This window comes from Ruegeria sp. HKCCD6119, assembly GCF_013110585.1.
In the GTDB taxonomy this organism is placed as follows: domain Bacteria; phylum Pseudomonadota; class Alphaproteobacteria; order Rhodobacterales; family Rhodobacteraceae; genus Ruegeria.
The window spans coordinates 110,639-135,222 of record NZ_WVQV01000001.1 but is presented as its reverse complement, the minus strand read 5'-3'; the positions used below and the strand labels follow the sequence as shown (position 1 = coordinate 135,222).

The 24,584-nt window shown below is 59.2% G+C and carries 25 protein-coding genes; 10 read left to right on the top strand and 15 right to left on the bottom strand.

The window, feature by feature from the left end; genetic code table 11:
• The first annotated feature begins 52 nt into the window (after positions 1–52).
• Positions 53–490 carry a DMT family transporter gene (locus tag GS611_RS00695; protein ID WP_171630917.1) on the top strand — a complete coding sequence of 146 codons (438 nt, stop codon included), beginning with the start codon at positions 53–55 and terminating at the stop codon, positions 488–490.
• On the opposite strand, the gene GS611_RS00690 is transcribed toward GS611_RS00695, so the two are convergent.
• Both GS611_RS00690 and GS611_RS00685 read right to left on the bottom strand, forming a co-directional pair.
• Positions 474–1,160: an ABC transporter ATP-binding protein gene (locus tag GS611_RS00690; RefSeq protein WP_171630915.1), complete on the bottom strand. Its 687-nt coding sequence runs from the start codon at positions 1,158–1,160 to the stop codon at positions 474–476. The two genes, GS611_RS00695 and GS611_RS00690, sit on opposite strands and share 17 nt — an antisense overlap.
• Entirely contained in the window at positions 1,153–2,448 is a 1,296-nt protein-coding gene (locus GS611_RS00685; RefSeq protein WP_171630913.1) for a lipoprotein-releasing ABC transporter permease subunit, read from the bottom strand. The genes GS611_RS00690 and GS611_RS00685 overlap by 8 nt, the downstream gene beginning before the upstream one ends.
• A gap of 18 nt (positions 2,449–2,466) precedes the next feature.
• On the opposite strand from GS611_RS00685, the gene GS611_RS00680 reads away from it, so the two are divergent.
• Positions 2,467–2,787: a hypothetical protein gene (locus GS611_RS00680; RefSeq protein WP_171630911.1), complete on the top strand. Its 321-nt coding sequence runs from the start codon at positions 2,467–2,469 to the stop codon at positions 2,785–2,787.
• A 17-nt stretch (positions 2,788–2,804) separates the two neighbouring features.
• The gene (locus GS611_RS00675) at positions 2,805–3,164 is read left to right on the top strand and encodes a hypothetical protein (RefSeq protein WP_152458705.1); all 360 of its coding nucleotides are present in this window, start codon (positions 2,805–2,807) and stop codon (positions 3,162–3,164) included.
• 116 nt (positions 3,165–3,280) lie between these two features.
• On the opposite strand, the gene proS is transcribed toward GS611_RS00675, so the two are convergent.
• Positions 3,281–4,621 carry a proline--tRNA ligase gene (proS, locus tag GS611_RS00670; RefSeq protein ID WP_152458706.1) on the bottom strand — a complete coding sequence of 447 codons (1,341 nt, stop codon included), beginning with the start codon at positions 4,619–4,621 and terminating at the stop codon, positions 3,281–3,283.
• Positions 4,622–4,692: 71 nt separating this feature from the next.
• Positions 4,693–5,511, bottom strand: coding sequence for a methyltransferase domain-containing protein (locus GS611_RS00665; RefSeq protein ID WP_171630909.1), 819 nt, complete (start codon positions 5,509–5,511; stop codon positions 4,693–4,695).
• A gap of 190 nt (positions 5,512–5,701) precedes the next feature.
• Here GS611_RS00665 and GS611_RS00660 point away from each other — a divergent pair, with 190 nt between their 5' ends.
• The 5 genes from GS611_RS00660 to GS611_RS00640 all read left to right on the top strand — a co-directional run bounded on the left by GS611_RS00660 (position 5,702) and on the right by GS611_RS00640 (position 11,487).
• Positions 5,702–7,066: an FAD-dependent oxidoreductase gene (locus tag GS611_RS00660; RefSeq protein ID WP_371732206.1), complete on the top strand. Its 1,365-nt coding sequence runs from the start codon at positions 5,702–5,704 to the stop codon at positions 7,064–7,066.
• Positions 7,066–8,040 (top strand): isopenicillin N synthase family oxygenase, encoded by a 975-nt coding sequence (locus GS611_RS00655; RefSeq protein ID WP_171630907.1) that lies wholly within the window; start codon positions 7,066–7,068, stop codon positions 8,038–8,040. Before GS611_RS00660 ends, GS611_RS00655 begins: the two co-directional genes overlap by 1 nt.
• Positions 8,041–8,129: 89 nt before the next feature.
• Positions 8,130–9,203, top strand: a complete 1,074-nt coding sequence (locus tag GS611_RS00650) for an AI-2E family transporter (protein ID WP_171630905.1) — start codon at positions 8,130–8,132, stop codon at positions 9,201–9,203.
• The gene (locus GS611_RS00645) at positions 9,204–9,893 is read left to right on the top strand and encodes a DnaA ATPase domain-containing protein (protein WP_171630903.1); all 690 of its coding nucleotides are present in this window, start codon (positions 9,204–9,206) and stop codon (positions 9,891–9,893) included.
• Between the two features lie 49 nt (positions 9,894–9,942).
• Complete coding sequence (locus tag GS611_RS00640) at positions 9,943–11,487, top strand: Ppx/GppA family phosphatase (protein WP_171630901.1); 1,545 nt, start codon at positions 9,943–9,945, stop codon at positions 11,485–11,487.
• A 12-nt stretch (positions 11,488–11,499) separates the two neighbouring features.
• On the opposite strand, the gene GS611_RS00635 is transcribed toward GS611_RS00640, so the two are convergent.
• The 6 genes from GS611_RS00635 to scpA all read right to left on the bottom strand — a co-directional run bounded on the left by GS611_RS00635 (position 11,500) and on the right by scpA (position 16,963).
• A complete protein-coding gene (locus GS611_RS00635) occupies positions 11,500–11,862 on the bottom strand; it encodes a hypothetical protein (protein ID WP_371732205.1) in 363 nt (120 codons plus the stop codon).
• A 49-nt stretch (positions 11,863–11,911) separates the two neighbouring features.
• On the bottom strand, positions 11,912–12,913 hold the full coding sequence (locus tag GS611_RS00630; RefSeq protein WP_171630896.1) for an endonuclease/exonuclease/phosphatase family protein: 1,002 nt from the start codon (positions 12,911–12,913) through the stop codon (positions 11,912–11,914).
• A gap of 4 nt (positions 12,914–12,917) precedes the next feature.
• Entirely contained in the window at positions 12,918–13,598 is a 681-nt protein-coding gene (locus tag GS611_RS00625) for a molecular chaperone DjiA (RefSeq protein ID WP_171114829.1), read from the bottom strand.
• Positions 13,599–13,643: 45 nt separating this feature from the next.
• A complete protein-coding gene (locus tag GS611_RS00620; RefSeq protein WP_171630894.1) occupies positions 13,644–14,132 on the bottom strand; it encodes a GNAT family N-acetyltransferase in 489 nt (162 codons plus the stop codon).
• Complete coding sequence (locus GS611_RS00615) at positions 14,129–14,731, bottom strand: VOC family protein (RefSeq protein WP_171630892.1); 603 nt, start codon at positions 14,729–14,731, stop codon at positions 14,129–14,131. Before GS611_RS00615 ends, GS611_RS00620 begins: the two co-directional genes overlap by 4 nt.
• Positions 14,732–14,836: 105 nt before the next feature.
• Positions 14,837–16,963, bottom strand: coding sequence for a methylmalonyl-CoA mutase (gene scpA, locus GS611_RS00610; protein ID WP_171630890.1), 2,127 nt, complete (start codon positions 16,961–16,963; stop codon positions 14,837–14,839).
• A gap of 168 nt (positions 16,964–17,131) precedes the next feature.
• Between scpA and GS611_RS00605 the strand changes: the two genes are divergently transcribed.
• Positions 17,132–17,578 carry a DUF4174 domain-containing protein gene (locus GS611_RS00605; protein ID WP_171362466.1) on the top strand — a complete coding sequence of 149 codons (447 nt, stop codon included), beginning with the start codon at positions 17,132–17,134 and terminating at the stop codon, positions 17,576–17,578.
• Between the two features lie 76 nt (positions 17,579–17,654).
• Here the strand turns inward: GS611_RS00605 and GS611_RS00600 are convergent, their stop codons facing one another.
• Positions 17,655–19,703: an acetyl/propionyl/methylcrotonyl-CoA carboxylase subunit alpha gene (locus tag GS611_RS00600; RefSeq protein WP_171630888.1), complete on the bottom strand. Its 2,049-nt coding sequence runs from the start codon at positions 19,701–19,703 to the stop codon at positions 17,655–17,657.
• A gap of 116 nt (positions 19,704–19,819) precedes the next feature.
• Complete coding sequence (locus GS611_RS00595) at positions 19,820–20,023, bottom strand: hypothetical protein (protein WP_152458720.1); 204 nt, start codon at positions 20,021–20,023, stop codon at positions 19,820–19,822.
• Positions 20,024–20,673: 650 nt separating this feature from the next.
• Here GS611_RS00595 and GS611_RS00590 point away from each other — a divergent pair.
• Positions 20,674–21,825: a DcaP family trimeric outer membrane transporter gene (locus GS611_RS00590; protein ID WP_171630886.1), complete on the top strand. Its 1,152-nt coding sequence runs from the start codon at positions 20,674–20,676 to the stop codon at positions 21,823–21,825.
• 86 nt (positions 21,826–21,911) lie between these two features.
• Here the strand turns inward: GS611_RS00590 and GS611_RS00585 are convergent, their stop codons facing one another.
• The 3 genes from GS611_RS00585 to GS611_RS00575 all read right to left on the bottom strand — a co-directional run bounded on the left by GS611_RS00585 (position 21,912) and on the right by GS611_RS00575 (position 24,526).
• On the bottom strand, positions 21,912–22,265 hold the full coding sequence (locus tag GS611_RS00585) for a hypothetical protein (RefSeq protein ID WP_152458722.1): 354 nt from the start codon (positions 22,263–22,265) through the stop codon (positions 21,912–21,914).
• A gap of 133 nt (positions 22,266–22,398) precedes the next feature.
• Positions 22,399–22,884 (bottom strand): DUF6497 family protein, encoded by a 486-nt coding sequence (locus GS611_RS00580; protein WP_171630883.1) that lies wholly within the window; start codon positions 22,882–22,884, stop codon positions 22,399–22,401.
• A gap of 109 nt (positions 22,885–22,993) precedes the next feature.
• Positions 22,994–24,526: an acyl-CoA carboxylase subunit beta gene (locus GS611_RS00575; RefSeq protein WP_171630880.1), complete on the bottom strand. Its 1,533-nt coding sequence runs from the start codon at positions 24,524–24,526 to the stop codon at positions 22,994–22,996.
• Between the last annotated feature and the right edge of the window lie 58 nt (positions 24,527–24,584).

The window sequence follows — 24,584 nt, the reverse complement described above, 5'->3', positions numbered from 1 at the left end:
CGTCTTGGCGCAATGATCCAGATCAACGAATAAGGTACAGAGGTTTCGGGCAATGACACAATACGCCGCCATCATGCTGGCCGCCGGATTTGGAATTCCGATCCTGGCCGCGCTCAACGCGGCGCTGGGAAAAGTCATCGGGTCGCCAACTGCGGCAGCTGTTGTGCTGTTTGCCATTGCCTTCGCCGCCTCCGCCTTGGTCATGGCGCTGTTTCCCGGATTTGCGGCCTTGTCCAAGGTTGCCAATGCGCCGAAACACCTGTTGCTTGCAGGTGTCCTGATTGCTTTCTATGTCCTGTCGATCACCCATGTCGCACCACATTTCGGGGTGGGCAATGCAGTGTTCTTTGTGCTGCTCGGGCAATTGATCAGCGCTGCGGCCATCGACCATTTCGGCCTGTTCGGCGCACAGGTCGAACCGCTTACGCTTATGCGGATGGGCGGGATCGCCGTCATGGCCATTGGCGTTGCGATCACTCAACTGGCCTGAGCACCCCGCCCTCAAGCCGGACCATCCGGTCCATGCGCGCTGCCAGGTCAAGATTGTGCGTTGCTATCAACGCCGACAACCCTTCGTCCCGCACCAGCTTCATCAGTGTATCAAAGACCTGATCCGAGGTTTCGGGGTCCAGATTACCCGTCGGTTCATCCGCCAACAAAACACGCGGCGCATTCGCCAAGGCCCGGCAAAACGCCACCCGCTGCTGTTCACCACCAGAGAGTGCGGCGGGGCGATGGCTGGCGCGTGCGGCCACGCCGACACGGTCCAGCAGATCCAGCGCTCGGGCCTGTGCGGCCTTGTCCGGTACACCATTGGCCAGTTGCGGCAGGGTGATGTTTTCTAAGGCCGTGAATTCCGGCAGCAAATGGTGGAATTGATACACGAACCCGATATCCTGCCGACGCAGTGCGGTTCTGGTCCGGTCGCCCTTGCCCGATACGTTCTGCCCGCCGATTTCAACGGTTCCTTCGTCGGGCATGTCCAGCAGACCAGCAATATGCAGAAGCGTTGATTTACCTGCCCCAGAGGGCGCAACCATCGCTACGGCCTCACCCGCGCGCAGATCCAGATCAACTCCGCGCAGAACCTGCACCTCGCCCGGTTTGCCTTTCAGATAGGTCTTGGTCAGACCTTTCAGACGCAATGTGACATCATTCATAGCGCAACGCCTCGACCGGGTTCAGCCGCGCCGCTCGACGGGCAGGGAAATAGGTGACGACAAAGGACAGGCCAAGCGACAGGCCGATCGCCTTGAGCACGTCGCTCAGATGCAGCTCGGCGGGCAAGGCATAGATGCCCCGGATCGACGGATCCCAGACGCCGCCGCCCATCACGTAATTCACGAAGGAAAAGATCGGATCGATATAGATCGCAAAAAAGCATCCCAGGATGACCCCCATTGCCGTTCCGATCAGGCCGGTAAAAGCGCCGCAGATGAAAAAAACACGCAGAACCGACCCTTCGCTCAGGCCAATGGTACGCAGGATGCCGATGTCGCGCCCCTTGTTCTTGACCAGCATGATCAGGCCCGAAACGATATTCATCGCGGCGATCAGAACGAGGATTGAAAGGATGATGAACATCACGTTGTCTTCAACTTCCAGCGCCCGCAGAAAGCCTCCGGATGCATCCTGCCAGGTCCAGATCTGGCTGCGCTCGCCCGATGCTTCGAGAATCGAAATCAGGATCGGGCCCAGGTCTTCGGGGTTGTCCACCATCACTTCGATTTCATCAGCCACACCTTCGCGATTGAAAAAGCCCTGCGCCTGCGAAAACGGCATGTAGACGCGGGTGCGGTCGATGTCATAGCGCCCGGCCGAGAACACATAGACAACGCGATAGGCATTCACGCGGGGCGACGTACCAAAGGCGGTTTTGACGCCGTTGGGCGACGTCAACTTGACGACATCCCCGACCGTTGCCCCGATGCTGCGCGCCACGCCTGAACCAATTGCGATGACATCCTCACCCGCCTGGAATTCAGACAAGTCCCCCACAGCCTGCTCTGCCTGGGCAATTCCAGGCAGATCACGCAGATCGTCGGGTCGGATTCCAAACACCTCGACCCCGCTGCTGCGGTCGCGGTTGGTGATTAGTACCTGCCCCTTCACCAAGGGAGCCGCGCGTTGAACACCGGGCACTTGCGCGACCCGGGCCGCGCGTTCCTCAAAGTCGGCGATTGTGCGATCCACCCGCCCCTGCGCATCAATCTCGCCTGACGAATAGACCGTCACATGCGCGTTGGCGCCCAGAATGGTGCCAACAAATTCTGAACGGAAGCCGGACCGGACCGCCAATGTCGCGATCAGGGCAAACACTGCCAATGTGATCCCGATCAGAGAAATCCAGGTCATCACACTGACGCCGCCCTCGGCCCTGCGGGCCCGCAGATAACGCCATGCGATTTTCCATTCAAAAGGGGCAAAGGGCGGGGGTGTCTTGGCCATGCCTGCTCCGGGGTGTTCATGTTCGCGGGGACAGTTTCGACATTTCACCCGATGGTCAAGCCGGTTGTCATTCCGAACCCGTTCCTCAGCCTGAACGAGCCGAATCAATCCGGTTGCCCAGCACTGTGGCTGGGCCAAACGGATGACTTGGAATTCTGGCGCTACACCATGAGTTGTGAAGCGCATCACAGACAAACTGGTATTGTTTCATGTATGAAGTTAATCGTCGCGCTTTGTGAGCTCCTGAATCGAAAAGGCAACAATGGGTGCGAAATTTTATTACTCTTTTTGATTATTTTCAGAAACTTTGTCACCCTGTATGTGGGGGAACACATTTAAGGAGCGGGGGTCGCTCAATGAATTTTCAAATTTCAACCAACGGTGCGGGGGTTATTCCGTCTCGCCAAGCATCAAAAGAACTGGATTGTGAAACAGCGGCGCTGCTGCGTGCGGCCATTCGGCCGATCTTTGCCAGCGCGGCAAGCTGGGGCAACTTGACTGATATCCTGAAAGACAAAGGGTACCGTCTGGTTTTCCGGCAAGGACGTCTGTGTATCACGGATCGCACTACGGACGCGCGGGTTTGCGGGTTGCGATTTCTGGGTCTTGAGTTTCGCGACCTGGTAAACCGGCTGGGCCGTCCGATCGTGGTCGCACGCGGCGATGGCGCCAACGGCGACATCCTTGCAACGCGCCCGACGGCAGACCAAGACTGACGTCTGAACCAATCAAATTGGTCAGTTCACATTTGGTGGCCAAGCCAATCGCATGGCCACCTCCGCGAAATGTATCTGTGTTGCGTGACAGCAAGACCCGTCACCGGTGACGGTGCTCAGGCAATCTGCTGGTAGATTTCAGCAACTTTGGTAACGGCCGCCTCGGGGCTCAGTTCCTCGCTTTCACCGGTCCGGCGGCAAGTCAGTTCAACGACACCATTCTTCAGGCCACGCGGCCCGACCGTGATCCGCCAGGGCAGACCAATCAGATCCATGGTCGCAAACTTGCCCCCTGCCCGTTCATTGCGGTCATCATAAAGCGGCTCCAGCCCCAAGGCAGTCAGAGCATTGTAGATTTTGTCACAGGCCGCATCCGCTTCTTCATCGCCCTGTTTCAGGTTCACGATGCCGCAATGGAACGGGGTCACGCCCTCGGGCCAGATGATGCCTTTGTCGTCATGGCTGGCCTCGATGATCGCACCGACCAGACGGCTGACGCCGATCCCGTGGCTGCCCATATGCACCGGAACCGGTTTTCCATCCGGGCCCTGCACGGTGGCGCCCAGCGGCTCGGAATACTTCGTGCCGAAATAGAAGATCTGCCCAACTTCGATACCACGCGCCACGCGGCGGCGTTCTTCGGGGATCTGATTGAACAGCGCCTCGTCATGCGTTTCATCCGTGCGCGCGTATTTCGAGGTGAACTCTTCCAGGATCGCCTGACACTGTTCGCGGCTGTCATAGTCAATCTCACGATCACCAAAGGTCAGATCGGTGACGGCGCTGTCATAGAAGACCTCGGATTCACCAGTGTCAGCCAACACCAGGAACTCATGGGTGTCATCGCCGCCGATGGGCCCCGAATCCGCGCGCATCGGGATCGCCTGAAGGCCCATACGCTCGTAGGTGCGCAGATAGCTGACAAGATGGCGGTTATAGGCGTGCAGCGCATCTTCCTTGGTGAGGTCGAAGTTGTAGCCGTCCTTCATATAGAACTCGCGCCCTCGCATCACACCGAAACGCGGGCGGATTTCGTCGCGGAACTTCCACTGGATCTGATAGAGGGTCAGCGGAAGGTCTTTGTAGCTGTTCACGTGACCGCGGAAAATATCGGTCACCAGTTCTTCGGCCGTGGGCGTGAACAGCATGTCCCGGTCATGCCGGTCCTTCATGCGCAGCATTTCCTGCCCGTAATCGTCATAGCGGCCGGATTCGCGCCACAGATCCGCCGATTGGATGATGGGCATCTGGATCGCGATGTGACCAGCCCGGGCCTGTTCCTCGTGGACGATGTTTTCCAGCTTGCGCAGCACTTTGAAGCCCAGCGGCAGCCAGGAATAAATCCCCGCAGAAGCCTGCTTGATCATCCCAGCACGCAGCATCAGCCGGTGGCTAACGATCTGGGCCTCGGACGGGTTTTCCTTGAGAACGGGCAGAAAGTAACGGCTGAGGCGCATGAACGATCCTATTTGTCTAGCGAAAGCCCGAATGCTCTACGCGATCCACAAAGGCTAGGCAAGGCGCCGCATCATTCAGGCTTGCGCAGCAAATAAGTGTAATAGTTGCACGAACCAAAGAACGTGCCTTCCCGCGCGGCTGTTTTCTGACCTTCGGCCCATTTCAAGGCGGTCTCGGCGTCGATTGCGCCTGCCTGAATGCAGGGGCCGACATAGGCGTCGATCATGTTTCCGAAAAACGAGGTCTGGCCAGCCTCGGCCAGCAATTCCGGGATGAAACCGGAAACTTCCAGCCCCGTCTGCCGGGCCAGGAACGGAAGATGCCGCAGAACGAACGGATTGCCGACCACCGTCTGCAAGATCGCGTTCACCGCCATCGCGTTGGCGTCAGGGTCGCCAGCGCCGATCGTCAACGACGCATAGTCGCCATCGAAAACGGCGATCGTGCCGCCGGGCCGCGTCAGTCGCGCGGCTTCCTCCAGCATCGCCGCCGGGTCCACCACATGGCTGATCACCGTATGCGCGATGACGATATCAAAGCTACCTTCGCCGTCACCGGTGTTCCGGGAATCCGCAACCTCGTACCGTATGCGCCCCGCCAACCCCGCAGCGTCCGTCTTTTCCATTGCGACCTTGATCAGTTCCGCCGCCAGATCCGACCCGACAATCTTGCACTCCGGGCCGACCCGGTCGGCCAGCGCCCGCGTCACGACGCCCGTGCCACAGCCCAGATCGACGATGCGGCGGCACGAGGCCCAGTCGAGCCGGTCGAAATAGCGTTCGCGCATTTTTATGAAATCCGGCATTTCGCCGCGAAATTCCAGACGGTCCGCAACGACGCGAACCGTGTCTTCCCCCTGTTGATCCAGGCTCTGATAGATGTCGGGCATTGCTTCGTCCCCCAAGGCAGGGCGTCAGTATAGCACGTTTCGGCCCGGTACGTCGGCTCTCTGCGCTGGCGGGCTGTGAATGCGACGCCCGGCAATGGCGCGTTTGCGACCCAAGGTCAGTCGGGTTTTTGATTGACCCGCCAATTGGGAATTTCAATTGTGACGGGAACACCAACCCCAGGAGGCACTGTTGCAGACAATTCAGGAACCCGCCCGGCAGATACCTGTCATCCACCAGACCGATATTCTGGTCGTGGGCTCTGGCCCGGCCGGGTTGGCAGCAGCGCTGGCAGCGGCCCGTGCAGGCGCAGACGTGTCGCTGGTTGACCGGTTCGGCTGTATGGGCGGCAACATCACTACCGTCGGCGTCGAAGGATTCGCCTGGTACCGGCACGAGCAAACCGTCGAGGCCGGCGGCATCGGGATGGAGTTCGAAACCCGCGCCAAAGAAATGGGCGCGGCGGTGCCCGAAAGCCAGTCGCTCAGTTATGAACTGGACAGCGAAGGGTTCAAGCTGGTGGCGGACAAGTTGGTCGAAGAGGCGGGTGTTCACCCGATGCTGCACCGGCAATTCGTCGCCCCCATCATGGAAGGGGACCGGATCACTGGCATCATCACCGAATCCAAGGCCGGGCGCGAGGCGATACTGGCCAAGGTGGTAATCGATGCCACCGGTGACGCCGATGTGGCCCATCGGGCGGGGGCCCCGACGCACAAAACCGCTCGGGAGGACATGATGGCGGCGTCTGTCATGTTCCATCTGGCCGGGGTGGACAAGCGCGCCTTTATCGAGGGCGTCAAGGCCGACCCGCAGACCTACAAGGACTGGGGCGGCGGTGGTGAGTGGAACATCGAAACCAGCGGCAAAGAGGACGACATGTTCTCGCCCTTCGTGCACAAGCCCTTCCAGCAGGCCATCGATCAGGGGCTGATCCCGCCGCATCTGAATACCATTGCCGGCACCTGGGGCGCGATGCATGACACGGGCGAGCTGACCTACATGAACCTCATCCATCTGGCCGAGATTGATGGGACCGACCCCGACAGCCTGACACGTGGCGAGATCGAAGGCCGCCGTCAGACCATGCTGGCCATCGAGGCGCTGCGCCGGTTCATGCCGGGATGCGAAAACGCGCGGCTTCGGAATTTCGGGATGACCATCGGTATCCGCGACACCCGCAAGATCGATGCGGTCTACAACATGACCGAAAACGACGCCCGCCATCAGGGCCGGTTCGAGGACACGATCGGCATCTATCCCGAATTCATCGACGGCTATGGCATTCTGATCCTGCCGACCACGGGGCGGTACATGCAGGTCCCCTACCGCTCGATGCTGCCCAGGGGCGTCAAGGGCCTGCTGGTCGCCGGGCGGTCGCATGGCGCGGACCGGGTGGCCCATGCCGCCACGCGCAACATGGCCTGCTGCGCCGTCATGGGCCAGGGCGCGGGAATCGCCGCAGCGGTATCATTGAAAAGCAATCAGGAGCTGGACCAGCTGAATCTGGCACCTATTCACGCGGAACTGCAACGTCAGGGGGTCAGGATTCACTGATGGACAGAATTCCGACCATAGACATCTCGCCGCTGTCCGATCCCGGCAGCGCAGCCTTTGCCGCAACGGTACAAGGCATAATTGAGGCCTGCACAGGAATCGGGTTTCTGTCCATCACCGGGACAGGTGTGTCCCAGCGGACAGTGAATCACGTCCGTCAAACCACAAGAGAGATCTTTGCCATCAATGAATCCCGCAAATGGGATCAGGCCATCACGCGCAAGAATTATCGCGGTTATATCCCGATGGGTTTATTCACACCGAATGACGGATCCGGCAAGGCCGACAAATACGAGGGTTACAAGCTGCACCACGAGGTTGCCGCCACCGACCCTGTGCGCTCTGAATGTGCCCTGTACGGCCCAAACCTGTGGCCCGCCGAAGTCCCCCACGCCAAAGAGGTCATCCTGGACTATTGGCGTCAATTGGATCAGGTCACTGATGTGTTGTTGGGCGCGTTGGAATCCGGCCTGAACTTGACCTCTGGCATTTTGCGCGACGCGTTCCGCAACCCGATGACCAATATGACATTGCTGCACTATCCCCCGCAGGCCGCGGAAGAAGCGGGCTATGGCATCCATCCGCACAAGGATACGGACGCACTGACCATCATCGCGCCCGATCCGGTGGGGGGGCTCGAGGTGCAGACCCGCAGCGGCAAGTGGATTTCACCAGACTGCCCACTCGGTGGTTTCGTGGTGAATATCGGCGACATGCTGGAACTTTGGTCAGGCGGGCGATTGAAATCCACGCCACATCGGGTGGTCAACCGGTCGGGCAAGGAACGGTATTCTTTCCCTTATTTCGCCGTACCCCGCCATGACGTCATTGTTGAACCATTGTTGCCCGCCCTGCCCGGTTTCGACCGTCCGGCGGTTCATTGCGGCCACTGGTCGGCAGAAATCTGGCGCACCAACTGGCCCGATGAAGCCGCAGAAGAAGACACCCCTGAACTGGGGACGTTGCACGATTGAAGCGGGCAAAGCCCCTGCCCATGAAGCGCTTGCATCATGGGCTTTGATGCGCCAAGAACGCCTGCAAGTGCCTGAACAAGGGGATCACGATGGCTTTGCCGGTAAAGGATCAGCTGAGATACTGGGGCGTCGCCGCGGCGGTTTTTGTTTTGATCCTCTGGGCTTTGGGGGATGTCCTGCTGCCCTTCGTCATAGGCGGAGCAATTGCGTATTTCCTTGATCCCGTTGCGGATCGGCTGGAGCGGTTGGGCCTGTCGCGCATCGCAGCCACAGCCGTCATCACCGTCATCGGGATTTTGGGGTTTATTATGGCGATCCTGATGGTCGTGCCCGCCCTAATTACCCAGTTGCTGGATCTGATCGACGTTCTGCCAGACCTGTTCAAGCAATTGCGCGGGTTCATTGAAAAACAATTCCCGTCGCTGCTGGATCGGGAATCAAACACTCATCAGATGCTGGTGTCCTTCGGCGACATGCTGAAATCCAAGACTGGTGATGTTCTGCAAACGGTTCTTGCCTCACTTGGGTCTGCGATAAACATTGTTGTCCTTCTGGTGATCGTGCCCGTTGTGGCCGTTTACCTGCTGCTGGACTGGGATCGCATGGTCGCTCGCATCGGAGAGCTCCTGCCGCGTGATCATGCCCCCACCATCAGGCGGCTGGCCGGTGAGATTGACGCCGTGCTGGCCTCTTTCGTGCGCGGGATGGGAACGGTCTGCCTGATCCTAGGTACCTACTATGCCGTCGCGCTGATGCTTGCCGGTCTGCAATTCGGCCTGATCGTGGGGTTCATCGCGGGGCTGGTCACGTTCATCCCCTATCTGGGTGCCCTAATCGGAGGCTCATTGGCCATCGGGCTGGCGCTGTTTCAGTTTTGGGGTGATTGGGCACATGTCGGACTGATCGCGGGGATCTTTGCCATCGGACAGGTCACCGAGGGGAATTTCCTGACACCCAAACTGGTAGGCAGCTCTGTCGGGCTGCACCCGGTCTGGCTGCTGCTGGCGCTGTCGGTCTTTGGGGCCTTGTTCGGCTTTGTCGGCATGCTGATCGCCGTGCCCGTGGCCGCAGCATTGGGCGTGCTGGCCCGATTTGCCACATCGCTGTACTTGGACAGCCGACTTTATACCGGTCTTGAACGTCAGGATCAGGAAACCGAGTAAATGGCCCGACAACTTAGCTTTGATCTGCCCGCCAAAACTGCGCTCGGGCGAGAGGACTTTTTTGTGTCGCCTGCCAATGCCTTGGCCGTGGCGATGATCTCGGCCACATCCTGGCCGGGAAACAAGCTTGTTCTGACCGGTCCGGCTGGCGCGGGTAAAACCCATCTGGCACATGTCTGGGCCGCGGAAACCGGCGGGCGCATCATTCAGGCCGCCGATTTGCGGTATGACGACGTGCCGGATCTGGCACGCAGGCCGATTGCCGTCGAAGACGTGCCCATGATCGCCGACGATGCCGACCAGCAGAAAACGCTGTTTCACCTGCACAATCTGGTTCTGGCCGAAGGGAACGCCCTGCTGATGACGGGTCGGCTGGCCCCGAAGTTCTGGGAATTGCCACTGGCCGATCTGCAAAGCCGGGTCGAAGGCGCCCATCACGTGGCGCTGGATCCGCCCGACGACGCGTTGCTGGGTGCGGTTCTGGCCAAACTGTTCGTAGATCGGCAGCTGAACCCCGGCCCCGAGGTAATCGCTTATCTGGTCAAACACATGGATCGTCGATTTGAAACTGCGGCCGACGTAGTGGCGCAGCTGGATCAATTGGCCCTTATGGAAAAGCGCGAAATCACCCGTTCCCTGGCCGTGCGGGTTCTGAACATGAGCCCGGACGAGATCGAGACCAATGATTGACCCGCTGACGTCAATTTCGCATCCTCAAACAGAACAATCTGGAAGGCACATGGATCAGACCGTCGAAACCGATATCCCGGATTGGGGAACAATCGGAAAGCCTCTGTTTGACAAACCGGACGCACGGGCGCTGTCGCGCGTCGGGGTTGTCGATGTCGGGTCGAACTCGGTCCGGATGGTCATTTTCGACGGGGCGGCCCGATCACCGGCTTATTTCTACAATGAAAAGGTCATGTGCGAACTGGGGGCGGGCCTGTCCGAAACCGGACGGCTGAACCCGCGAGGCCGCAAACGTGCCCTGGCGGCATTGCGGCGCTTCCAGCACCTGGCAATGGATCTGGATTTGCCCGGTTTGCATGTTGTCGCCACCGCTGCTGTGCGCGAAGCCTCGGATGGGCCCGAGTTCTGCGATCAGGTGCAGGCTGAAACAGGATTGCAAGTGGCCATCATTGACGGTGACGAAGAAGCCCGCCTGTCGGCACAGGGTGTCCTGTTGGGATGGCCCGGAGCTTATGGGCTGATCTGCGACATTGGCGGATCGTCGATGGAATTGGCCGAAATCGGCGGTGGTCAGGTCGGCCGCCGCGTGACCTCGCCGCTTGGGCCGCTGAAACTGCGTGACATCAAAGGCGGGCGGCGCGCGCGAAAAGCGCATATCAAGGAAACGATGGAGGATCTGCGCAATCAGATGGGCCAGCAGCGGGATCGTTTGTTTTTGGTCGGCGGCAGCTGGCGTGCCTTTGCGCGGCTGGACATGCTGCGGCGAGGCTATCCGCTGAACGTTCTGCATGAATACCGCATGACCACCAAGCAGGTGCGCGAGACAATCAAATACATCGAGAAACACGATCATGAAAAGCTGCGTACTCAGGCCGGCGTGTCCAGTTCGCGCATGGCGCTTATCCCTTATGCGATGGATGTTCTGGCGCGGCTGATCCGCACGTTCAAACCCAAAGATATCGCCATCTCGAGCTATGGTATCCGCGAGGGGTTGCTGTATGAGCAGATGCCGCAGGAAGTGCGCGACCGCGACCCGCTGATCGAAGCCAGCCGGTTCTCGGAAGCCAAGGACGCGCGCCTGCCCGGATTTGGCAGCAATCTCTATGATTTTGTCATCCCGCTGTTCAGATCCGCACCGCCCAGCAGGGTGCGCCTGATCAAGGCGGCCTGCCTGCTGCACGATGTAAGCTGGCGCGCACATCCCGATTATCGGGCCGAGGTGTGTTTCGACAACGTCACGCGCGCCAATCTGGGGGGCCTGAAGCACTCCGAGCGTGTTTTCATCGGATTGGCACTGCAACACCGCTATCGCAACAAACGGGAAGGCAACCGGTTCTCTCGGCTTTACGAATTGCTGGATGAGAAAAGCCAGAAACAGGCCGAAATTCTGGGCAAGGCCATGCGCTTTGGCGCGATGCTGTGGATGCACAAGGACGCCAATATGGGGCGCCTGAAATTCTATCCCAAAAAGCGGGAGTTGGAGCTATACCTGCCCGAAGCAGCAGCCCCCCTGTTCAGCGAAGTTGCCGAAGCGCGCCTGAATTCACTGGCGAACGCCCTGAAATCCGATACGCGCGTGATCATCAAGGGCTGACCATCGATCCGATCAGATATCAGTTGCCCCTTCGGGCAATTCTTCACTTTCATTTTCAGGCTCTGGCGGATCCTCGGCCTGTTTCCTTCGGATGATGATATCGCCATTGGGCAAGATCTCGGGCGCTTCATAAGCGCTCCAATCCTTGATCTCGGCTCCCAGCTCGGCCAGTGCGGGGCCCATTTCCCGCAAGAACGACTGCATTGCCGGGCCAAACTCATCCGCAAGGCCCAGCAGATCATCCAGCGCCGGTTCCATCTCCTTGCGCAGACCTTCGAAAAACAGCTCGGCCCCCTGCTCCATCAGGGATTTGCTGTTGTCTTCCTGCGAAAGGGCGGGCGCGGCGATGCCGGCAGTGATTATGCTGATCAGCAAAACGTGTTTCATACCTAGTATATAGCGCCCCAGCCGCAGGCGTGAAAGGTCACAGGTCGATGTCCAGTGTGACTGGGAAGTGATCCGACGCCGTCAGCAGCGCCTGTCGCAGGTCCGGTGCGGACCAACAGGCCGCGTCGCGAAACGGATGCCAAATGCGCCAGGCCGGGCGGTATGCACGCAGATCCTGTGTAATCATTATGTAATCCAGAAGAGCCTCGAGAAACCTGCCTTCTTCCGGGCGGGCAAAGCGCGCCGTGGAGGGTATCGATCCCGGCCGAAAACCATGAGCCGTCACCGCGTGCGGGTCGAACAACCCTGCCTCCAGCAAAATCTCGACCGAAGAGCGGCCGAACAGATGCTCGAACTCATCCAGCCCGGGACCGTCGTTCAGGTCTCCCAGCAGAATGACGGGTTCCTGGCTGGCAACGTGCATCTCGACCCGCCTGGCAAGCCAGACCGCCTGCGCCAGTTGTTTGCGGCGGTTGGCAATCGAGATCCGGATCGCCTCGTCCCGCGACCCGGCCCCATGCGGAGCTTTGGATTTCAAATGAGCTCCGATCAGCCGGACGTCGTGGCCCGATTGCGTCGTCACCGCCAATTCCATCGGTGGTTTGGAAAACCGCACCACATCCTCGGTCGCATCAATATCCAGATCGATTCTGAACGCACCATCGAACCGGGGGGCCAACGGGTCGTCGATGTCACCCTTGGGATCATGACGCACGGTAAGAATGGTCCTGTCGTAGAGCAGCGCCAGCTCTTGATGGGTGTCGTTGGCAAACCCCATCACAGCGTCAGAGATGCGCAGATCGAACGCCTCGGCAAAGGTTTGCAGGGCCCGCACCGTATTCTGGCGTTTGCCGGTGTTCGGAGCCTCGACAATCAATACCGCATCCGCGTCAATCGCGGTCAGCACTTTTGCGATCGCCTCGACCTGTTGCGCCTTGGTGACATTATGCCGACCGGACCAGGTGTCATCGACAATCAGATGGTCGTTTTGATCAAAAAGATTGGCAAACCATTCGATATTGTAGGTCGCCAGCCGCATCCTGTCAGGCCCGCGCGCCGTTGATCTCATCCCAGGCGCGGTTGATGTCGATCATCTTTTTCTCGGCTAGTCTGATCGCCTCTTCCGGAACACCGCGCGCCATCATGGCGTCCGGGTGCGTTTCGCGGACCAGCCTTCGCCAGACTTTGCGGATATCGGGCAAAGGCATGTCCTGCGGCACACCCAGAACCGTGTAAGGATCCTTTGGCGCATCCGGCACGAACCGTGCCCGCAATGCTTTGAATTGAGCGTCGGACTGCCCGAAAATCTTGCTCACTTCCTCCAAGAACGCGTTCTCATTGGGGTGGTAGAACCCATCGGCCATGGCGATGTGAAACAGCCCCTCCATCAGGTCGCAAAGCGTGGTGCTGTCTTCGGCGAACATCCGGGCGATCTTGCGGGCATAGTCCTGATACCCAGCCACATCCGTGCGCGCCATGTTGAAGACCCGCGCAGCATCTTCTTCGTCTTCGCGCGCGATCTGGAACACATCGCGGAAGGCAGTGACTTCATCTCGTGTCACCTGACCGTCTGCCTTGGCCATTTTTGCGCCCAGGGCAATCACCGCAATCGTGAACGCCACCGATCGTTCCGGAGGTGTTCGCAGCTTTTCAAAAACTGCGGCCAGGCTTTCGCCTTGGGCCAACGCGCTGAGCGCATCGGATATGCGGGTCCAGATCGACATGGGCGTACACTAGCGTCACAATTCGGGACTGTCAGGTGCGACAGATCATTCAGGTGAAAGAATTTTCTGCATCAGCACAAGATCCAGCCATTGACCCCATTTGAACCCAACTTCGGGCATGCGACCAACCTGTGAAAAGCCCAGCGCCGCGTGAAACGCCACGGCGCCCGAATTGGCCGAGGAAATGCCTGCGACCAGCACATGCACCCCGTCGGTTCTTGCGGCCGCCTCAAGCGCCTGCATCAAAGCACGCCCAACGCCTTTTCCGCGCGCGTCCGGTGACAACTGGATCGAATGTTCGCGCGTTTGCGCGTATCCGGGGCCCGCGCGAAACGGGGCATAGGTGGCAAAACCAACAACTTGCCCATCATGTTCGGCGACCAGAAATCCAGTGCCCCGCTCCGTAATATCCTCGGTGATTTGCGTTGTGCTGCGCTCATAGGTCGTGAAGGTGATCAAGGACTCACGAATGATCGCATTGGTGATCCTGGCGATTTCGGGCGCATCCGCCGCCATGGCCGGGCGAATGATCATTCCAGCACCCGGACCCCATGAGGCGTCTCGAACTCCGCCCTGAGCGCGGCCGGGCCGGTGTCGAACACCACCTGATCCAATGCACCAAGATGTCTGGCCAGCGTCAACGCATCCGGGTGGTACACAACCAAACGCCGCAGCCGACAGCCGCTGTTTTGCAGCATGTCGGCCGGGTGAAGATCGCCCTGCCATTCGATAAGGGCGGGAAACAGGTTGTCGAACGGCAAGCGCCCGGTTGGTGGCACCGCCATGCGCCACCGCAGCGCGCCCCGGGTCAGGTCGATCGGCTCTCCGGTGCCATCGGGGAAGATCGACAGTGTGGCCTCGATATCCTCGACCCGGCATATCCAGTTCGTCAAACGCGGGCCGCCCTGAAAACTGTCCAGATCGAACCATCGCGGCCTGCCCAGAGGGTGCGCCTGCGGATCGATGGAAATCGCTTCCAGATAGAGCCCATCCCTAAGACCCAGCAGCCTGTTATGTGTCCCGAATTTTTCGTGTATCCCACCGGGTTGCAGCGCAACGCCAAGCGCCTGTTCGATATGCGCAGACGCTTCTTCAAGCGTTTCGCCCGCGACGGCCAGATGATCCAGTAACATGTGCCACCTCCTGCAAGTTAATGGCCAGACCCTTGCGGATCTGGCCGTATGTTTTCGCCAAAGAGGCACGATCACAAGATGATCCGACGAAAAACCCGACCTTCTTCAGCCGCGCGCTTCGCTGATCAGGCGCAGGATGTCCTGAGCGGCCTCGGGAATGTTGGTGCCCGGGCCAAAGATTGCCTTGACCCCATGATCATAAAGGAACTGGTAATCCTGTTGTGGGATCACCCCTCCGCAGATCACGATGATGTCCTCGGCCCCGGCCTTTTTCAGCTCTTCCACCAGTTGCGGAGCCAGTGTCTTGTGCCCTGCCGCCTGCGAGGAAATGCCGACCACATGCACGTCATTGTCCACTGCGTCCTGCGCGGCCTCGGCCGGGGTCTGGAACAAGGGGCCAACGTCCACGTCAAACCCGATATCGGCGAACGCGGTGGCAATCACCTTGGCCCCACGGTCATGGCCGTCCTGCCCCATCTTGACCACCAGCAGACGCGGGCGGCGGCCTTCGGCCTCGGCAAACTCCTCGATGGATTTCTGGATCGCGGCAAAGCCTTCGTCGCCCTCATAGGCCGCGCCATAAACGCCGGCCAGGGTTTTCACTTCGGCGCGGTGGCGGCCGAATTCCTTTTCCATTGCCATGCTGATCTCTCCTACGGATGCGCGGGCACGGGCGGCCTCGACGGCGGCGGCCAGCAGGTTTCCGCCCTCTTGGGCAGCCTTGGTCAAAGCGTCCAGCGCCTGTTGGCAAGCGGCTTCGTCACGGGTCGCACGGATACGTTCCAAACGCGCGACCTGCGCTTCGCGAACCGCCACGTTGTCGACGTCCAGAATGTCGATCGGATCTTCCTGTTCCTTGCGATATTTGTTGACCCCGACGATCACCTCTTCGCCACGGTCGATCATGGCCTGGCGGCGCGCGGCGCTTTCCTCGATGCGCAGCTTGGGCATACCACTGGCCACGGCCTTGGTCATGCCGCCCATTTCCTCGACCTCTTCCATCAGGGCCCAGGCTTTCTCGATCAGCTCATTGGTCAGGCTTTCGACGTAATAAGACCCCGCCAGCGGGTCGACCACATCGGTCACGCCGGTCTCTTCCTGCAACACCAGCTGCGTGTTCCGGGCGATACGCGCCGAAAAGTCGGTGGGCAGCGCAATCGCCTCGTCCAATGCGTTGGTGTGCAACGATTGAGTCCCGCCCAGAACCGCGCTCATCGCCTCATAGGCGGTGCGGATGACGTTGTTGTAAGGATCCTGTTCCTGCAACGAAACACCTGACGTCTGGCAGTGGGTGCGCAGCATTTTTGACCGTTCGGATTTCGCGCCGAACTCGGTCATCACCCGGTGCCACAGCGTGCGCGCGGCGCGCAGTTTGGCGATCTCCATGAAAAAGTTCATGCCGATGGCAAAGAAGAACGACAGCCGGCCTGCGAACTTGTCCACGTCCATCCCGGCCTGTGTTGCTGCACGGACATATTCGCGCCCGTCGGCCAGGGTATAGGCCAGCTCCTGCACCAGATTCGCGCCGGCCTCTTGCATGTGATAGCCCGAGATCGAGATCGAGTTGAACTTGGGCATCTCGTTCGAGGTATACTCGATGATGTCCGAGATGATCCGCATCGAGGGCTCGGGCGGGTAGATATAGGTGTTGCGCACCATGAATTCCTTCAGAATGTCGTTCTGAATGGTACCGGACAGAACCGATTTGTCGTGCCCCTGTTCCTCTCCTGCCACGATGAAGTTCGCCAGAATCGGGATCACCGCGCCGTTCATGGTCATCGAGACCGAGACCTGATCCAACGGAATGCCGTCGAACAGGATTTTCATGTCCTCGACACTGTCGATGGCCACACCGGCCTTGCCCACGTCACCGACGACACGCGGGTGGTCGCTGTCATAGCCGCGGTGGGTGGCCAGATCGAAGGCAACCGACACACCCTGCTGGCCCGCCGCCAGGTTGCGGCGATAGAAGGCGTTGGATTCTTCGGCGGTCGAAAAGCCCGCATATTGACGGATCGTCCACGGACGGCCGGCATACATCGTGGCTTTCACACCGCGTGTAAACGGACCAAAGCCCGGCAGCGAACCCATATGCGGCAAACCAGCGGTGTCTTCCTGCGTATAGAGCGGTTTGACCGCAATGCCTTCCAGCGTCTCTTTGGTCAGATCGTCCAGCGGACGCCCGCGCAGCTCTTTCTCGGCCAGCGCTTTCCAATCCTTGGTGTCGGTCATTTCGGTTTCCTCTTGTCAATTCGGATGGCGGCAGTCGAAAGCTTCCGCATTGAGGTCTTGCGCTTGGCCGTTTCATTCAGCCGCAAGCGCGACATTTTGAGTGTTTGGTACAAATCGTCGGTCGCAATCGGTGTCACAGAGGCTATATTCGAAGGAACAGGAGGCCACATGACACGCACGCTTGCCTTTGTTTTCTTGGCACTAATCCCGATGTCTGTCTGGGCGGCGGATGGCACGGCGACGACGGATGACAGTTTTGTCCGCCCGGTGGGTGACAGCGAACTCAGCGAGTTTCTTTGGGTCAACCGACCTATCGTAGTCTTTGCCGACACGCCGGCGGACCCGCGGTTCCAGCAACAGATCGACATGCTGGTCGAGGGCGAAGCCGCAATGCGTGAGCGTGACGTGGTGGTTCTGACCGACACCGACCCATCGGCGCGGTCTCCGATCCGGTCACAGCTGCGCCCGCGCGGGTTCCAGATGGTATTCGTCGACAAGGACGGCGTGGTCAAACTGCGCAAACCTTCTCCGTGGAGCGTGCGCGAGATTGGCCGGTCCATCGACAAGACCCCCCTGCGCGAACGCGAAATACGCGATCGGCGCGAAGGCGGCTGACCGCTTTCGCCACCCCGAAAGGCCCCGGCACAGAATGCCGGAGGCTTTGACGGGTATGGCAAAAGCGCGGTCATGATCACTCGAACTCGATGATCACTTCGTCCACGGCGAGGCTGTCGCCGGGGCCTGCATTGATCTTGGCAACGATGCCCTTCTTCTCGGCGCGCAGGATGTTTTCCATCTTCATCGCCTCGATGGTGCACAGCGCTTGACCTTCCTGCACCTCCTGCCCCACTTCCACGTCGATCTTCACGACCAGGCCGGGCATCGGGCACAGCAGCATTTTCGAAGTGTCCGGCGGCAGTTTTTCAGGCATCAGCCGCGCCAGTTCGGCCTGACGCGGGGTACGTATCTGCACCTTTAGATCCGCGCCGCGGTTACGGATGCGGAACCCGCCCGAGATCTTGCCCACCTTCATGACCAGCGGCGCTTCATCGACCGTCATGACGGCAAGTTGATCACCCGGTGTCCAATCACCCGTCACCCGCATTTCCTGACCGTCGTCAAACCTAATCGTGGCCCCGTCCTGATCCGCGTTAACCTTGACGGGCCACTGGATCTCGCGCCCGAAGGAAACAACCCAATCGGTGCCGACCTTGCGTTCGTGATTATCCATCCGGCCCGACACGCGGGTCCGGCGAATTTCTGCGACGCGATGCATGGCTGCACAGGACGCTGCAATCCGGCGCAGGTCTGCCTCGGCCAGTTCGACGCCCTCGAACCCGTCGGGGTATTCCTCGGCGATGAAGGCCGTGGTCATATCGCCGCTGATGAATTTCGGATGATCCATCACGGCGGACAGGAACGGCAGGTTGTGGCCAATGCCTTCAACCTCGAAACTGTCCAGCGCCACGCGCATCGCCTCGATCGCCTGATCACGGGTCGGAGCCCAGGTACACAGTTTGGCAATCATCGGGTCGTAATACATGCTGATCTCACCGCCCTCATAGACGCCGGTGTCATTTCGAACAGCAACATCGCCTTCGGGCGCATCCCCCTGCCATTTGCCGTTGGCCAGCATCGGTCCGGCTGCCGTCTCCTGCGGCGGGCGATACCGGGTCAGACGGCCAATCGAGGGCAGGAAGCCGCGATACGGATCCTCGGCGTACAGGCGGTTTTCGATCGCCCATCCGGTCAGTGTCACGTCGTCCTGCGTGATCGACAGCTTTTCACCCGCTGCTACGCGGATCATCTGTTCGACCAGATCAACGCCGGTGATCAGTTCGGTGACAGGGTGTTCAACCTGCAAACGCGTGTTCATTTCCAGGAAATAGAAGTTCTTTTCACCGTCAACGATGAACTCTACCGTTCCCGCGCTGGAATAGCCCACGGCCTTGGCCAGGGCCACCGCCTGTTCCCCCATGGCTTTGCGCGTCGCTTCGTCCAGAAACGGCGACGGCGCCTCTTCCACGACTTTCTGGTTCCGGCGCTGGATCGAGCATTCGCGCTCGCCAAGGTAGATGCCGTTTCCATGACTGTCGCACAGAACCTGAATTTCGATGTGGCGCGGTTGGGTCACGAATTTCTCGATGAAGATCCGATCATCCCCGAACGAGCTTGCGGCTTCGTTCTTTGACGACTGAAAGCCCTCGCGCGCCTCGTCGTCATTCCACGCGATCCGCATGCCCTTGCCGCCGCCGCCGGCGCTGGCCTTGATCATGACAGGATAGCCGATCTCGTTCGAGATTTTGACCGCCTCTTCCGCGTCTTCGATCAGCCCCATATATCCGGGAACCGTCGACACATTCGCGTCCTGCGCGATTTTCTTCGAGGTGATCTTGTCGCCCATCGCCTCGATCGCGCCTTTCGGAGGACCGACGAAAACCACACCTTCGGCTTCCAGCGCCTCGGCAAACTTGGCGTTTTCGGACAGGAAACCATAACCGGGATGGACCGCCTGCGCGCCGCTCTGGCGGATGGCGTCCATCACCTTGTCGATAACGATATAGGACTGGTTTGCAGGTGGCGGGCCGATATGGATGGCTTCGTCCGCCATCGACACATGCAGCGCGTTCTTGTCCGCGTCCGAGAAAATGGCGACGGTGCCGATACCCATCTTGCGGGCGGTCTTGATAACCCGGCAGGCGATCTCGCCCCGGTTGGCGATCAGGATCTTATTGAACATGGAACGTCCTTTGGCTTGGTGTTCTGGAAACGCAAAACGCCGCCGCAGGGAACAATCCCCACGACGGCGTGATGCGCGATGACGGGCGGGACGACATGCGCCCCGCAAAATATGCGTTAGTTACAGGTGTTCTGTGTCTTGCAGTACAGCACGTTGCCCGCCGCGCCGACTGCTGCGCCAAACAACGGGTCCGCGTTGAGGACGGCCGCCCCCACTGCCCCGGCACCGCCGCCGAGGATTGCCTGTTCGCCCGTGGTGTCTCCGCAGGCGGCCAGACCCGCGCAGGTCGTCGCAACAAGGATGAAGCGTGAGAATCGCATAGTATCTGCCCTTTTTGGTTTCTTGGTCCTTTTCGGGTCAGATGCGCGAAACACACCCTGTTATTCAATATCAACGGACGCGCCGGCGATTTTTGTGCGGGATTTTGCCTCTTTTTGTCCGTGACAGGCAAGAAGAAAAACGCGGACAGGACTATGTGGGGAACACAAGCCTGCCCGCGCAAGGAAGGGGTACGGAATAGTAGGTGCATGTGCGGCGCAGGCAAAGTAGAGCCGCACGGCTCATCCAGTTTGCACAGCACAATATTGCCGGCAAACACAGTATTGTTTCCAATCGGGATTTCGGCTGGAATCTGCCCACACCCGGAAAAGCCGCGCAACTTCGCGCCTATTCCGGTTCGATACTGCTCGGGCGTTTGAGGCCGCTTTACCGTCACAGTTTCGTGACAGATCAAGCCGCTTCCCGCGCGTTTCGCGGTTGCAGCATCACGACTCTCGGTCAGCGTTGGACATACAGAACCGCCTTGCGCCAATGCGTTATCCAAGCGGCTCAAGACGTCGTGTTTCAGCGCAGTAAAAAACACACATTTACTTGAAAAATCAAAGCCTTCACTTCCCATTCTCGTGATTTCCCAAGGTTTGCACCTCGTGAAACGGTCCTTGTGCACACTCGCACTCAAAGGAACACCCACATGACGAAGACTAGAAAAAAGGCACTCCTGCTTGCTGCCTCTGCGCTTTGTGTGACCAGCACGCTTGCCTTTGCTCAGGATGCCCAAACCCAAGCCGAACTTGACGCCTTGCGCGCCCGGGTCGAGGCGCTGGAATCCGCCAGTGCCAGCCCTGCCAACGGTGACTTCCGCATCGGTAACACCGTTCTGGACGTTTATGGCTATGTAAAGGCCGACTTCTTCTACGATTTCGAGTTCGACCAGGGCGACACGGCGTTCGTGAATGTCATCGGGGAACCGTCGGCCGCGACCGATGGTACATTTGGTGCCACCGTCCGCCAATCGCGGATCGGTCTGCGCACCACCACCCCAAGCGGTATCGGCGATATCGGCGGACAATTGGAACTGGATCTGTTCGGTTCCGGCGGAACGGCCGAATTGCGTATACGCCACGCCAATATCACCATCGGTGACAACTGGCTGATCGGACAGACCTGGACCAACTTCATGCCGCTGGACACCTACCCGACCTCGGTGGAATTCAACGGCCCCGTTGGTATCCCTTTCGCACGGGTTCCGCAGGTTCGCTATACCAACTCTTTCGGAACGAACACGTCCTTCGCCGTTTCGATCGAAGAGAATGTCGGCGGTTCGAACTCGGACGATCCGGTTTTGACCGCATCCGCCGAATACAATGACGGGACTTATGTCGCACGTGTGTCCGGCCTTTATGGCAAGGCGGAATCCGGCAATGTCGAAGTTGATCAGACCGGGTTCACGATATCCGGCTCGGTTCGCCCATGGCAGGGCGGTCTGTTCCAGGTCAACTATGTGAACGGCGAGGCACTCGGCCCGTACCTGATCGGCCTTGGTGATCCCATCGTGAACGGCCAGGCCAATGACGTGGATGGATACACCATCGAATTCCGGCAGGATCTGAGCCCGAAATGGAATGTTGGCATTGCATACGGCAAAGAAGACTATGACCTGCCGACCTCGACCGGAACCCTGTCGTTTACCGAACTGGAAACGATCCACGTCAACGCATTTTACAAGGCAACCGAGGATCTGACACTCAGCGCCGAGTACATCTATGGCGAACGGAACGACGCGCCGACCGGCAGAACCTTTGACGGAAGCCGCGTTCAGCTGGCCGCTCAGTTGAACTTCTGACGCCGCACACGGATCCTGCCCGGTTTCGGGCAGGGTCATCCCGAAACCGGTCTTGAAGGGCTGATATGCGGCGGCCTGGATCACGATCAGCCTGTCCCGTCGATTACGTCGGGAAAGGACGCACGGGCGGCGTCCACATCGATCACCAGCATCGCGTCATAGCTGGCCGGATCAAAAGGATCTTCCGCCGGGATGACTTCGCGCCCAAAAAGCCAGCTGAGACGTCCGGCATCCAGGTTGCCCCTCTCGAACGGCTGATCGCCGAAATGCGCCCAAAGGGCCTCCATGAAGGCGGCATCGGCACGTTTGTCCGCCGGTTTGCGATCCCGGAACCGTTCCCGCCGCGTCAGCGGCGTCACACCCTTGGGATTGGCGCGGCGAATAGTGAACTGAAAATCGGTGCCTGAAAGACGCCCTGGAAACCCGCGATGTTTCAGCATGGCGACACTCCACAGCTTTGTTTTGCAGTCAAAAATAGTTCGAACCCGAACTTGGATGGGATCATGTTGCGCACCTCCAAAGCCGCACCGTTGGTCTGAGAAGCTTTGACGTCATGACAGCGTGAGTTCATGGTCAAAGCCCTTCCCAGATACACCGGGACTGCTCCAGCCGGTAGGCTTCAAAATACTGTGTCGCGTCCGGAGCGGTGTCGCCGAATTCCACCGGGCGATCAGACAGGGAAATGACAACTCTGGATGGCTGCAATTCGTGCAGAGCCACATAAGGAACGGCAAGAACCTGGCACAGATGCTCCATATCCCTGGACGCCACATCATAGCCGATCCGTCCCACTGATGCTCCGATCTTCGGGGCGACAAATCGAAAGCGCACCCAAAGCTCACCGGGGTTGTTGTCCAGCAGGACATCGCTCAGATGCACGGGCTGACCGGACGGTACCGGCAACAAACTGTCTGTCTGGGCAAAAACAGGAGCGCCGAGCGCGCACAATACCAGACATATGGCACGATCCCGGACCCACCGAAGGCAGGCTCCTCCTTCCGGGATCGCGCGCGCAGTGCTTTTGGCCTGCGCGGTTCTATGTCTGACGGGTCGGATCATTCAACTATTTGTCGCTTTTTGTCAATTCCGCCGCAATTTTGAGCATTTCCTGCTCAGAATCGGACTGCCGGTGCCAACAACCGGGGCGGACAACGCCGCCCCGAATGGGTCAAAGCGGAATATTGTCGTGCTTTTTCCATGGGTTCTTAAGCTGTTTGCCGCGCAAACTGGCAAAGGCCCTGGACACGCGCCGGCGGGTCGAATGCGGCATGATGACCTCGTCGACGAACCCGCGTTCGGCGGCGACAAAGGGGTTTGCAAACCGATCTTCATAATCGGCGACATGCTGTGCGGTCTTTTCCGCATCATGCAGATCTGCCCGGTGAATGATCTCGGTTGCACCCTTGGCACCCATCACCGCGATTTCGGCTGTCGGCCAAGCATAGTTGAAATCGCCGCGCAGGTGTTTGGACGCCATAACCACATAGGCACCGCCATACGCCTTGCGCGTGATCACCGTGACCTTGGGCACGGTCGCCTCGCCATATGCATAAAGCAGCTTTGCGCCGTGCTTGATCACGCCGCTATATTCCTGCTGTGTGCCCGGCAGAAAGCCCGGCACATCGACAAGCGTCAGGATCGGAATTTCGAAACAGTCGCAGAACCGCACGAACCGCGCCGCCTTGCGCGAACTGTCGATATCCAGACATCCCGCCAAAACCATCGGCTGGTTCGCCACCACACCTACGGTCTGACCTTCCAGCCGGATAAAGCCGGTGATGATGTTCTTGGCGAAATCTTCCTGAATTTCGTAGAAATCGCCTTCATCGGCTATTTTGGTGATGAGTTCCTTCATGTCGTAGGGCGTGTTCGGATTGTCCGGAACCAGAGTGTCCAGCGAATCCTCGATCCGGTGAGGGTCATCAAAGAACGGGCGCACCGGAGGTTTTTCGCGGTTGTTGAGCGGTAGGAAATCCACCAGACGGCGCACTTCTGCCAATGCTTCCACATCGTTTTCGAACGCGGCGTCGGCGACCGAGGACTTCTTGGTGTGGGTCGAGGCGCCACCCAGTTCTTCAGCCGTTACAACCTCGTTGGTAACCGTTTTGACCACGTCGGGGCCCGTCACGAACATGTAAGACGAGTCTTTGACCATAAAAATGAAGTCAGTCATCGCGGGGCTGTAAACCGCACCGCCGGCGCATGGGCCCATGATCACGCTGATCTGCGGAACCACCCCCGAGGCCGTGATGTTGCGCTGAAACACTTCGGCATACCCGGCCAGCGAAGCCACGCCTTCTTGGATTCGCGCACCGCCCGAATCGTTGATTCCGACAATTGGTGCTCCGTTTTGCACCGCCATATCCATGATCTTGCAGATTTTCTGGGCATGCGTCTCGGACAGCGACCCACCAAAGACCGTAAAGTCCTGGCTGAACACATAGACCATGCGTCCGTTGATGGTGCCCCAGCCGGTGACAACGCCATCACCTGCAGGTTTTTGTTTTTCCATTCCGAATTCGGTGCATCGATGACTGACAAACATGTCGAATTCTTCAAAGCTGCCCTCATCCAGCAGCAACTCGATCCGCTCTCGCGCCGTCAGTTTTCCGCGCGCATGCTGGGCATCAATCCGCCTCTGCCCGCCGCCCAGTCGTGCGTCGTTGCGGCGGTTTTCCAACTCGGAAAGGATGTCTTTCATGACGATTATCCCCTGTAAAATTTGCCGGGACCCTACCCCTTTGCGCCTCTCATCCAAA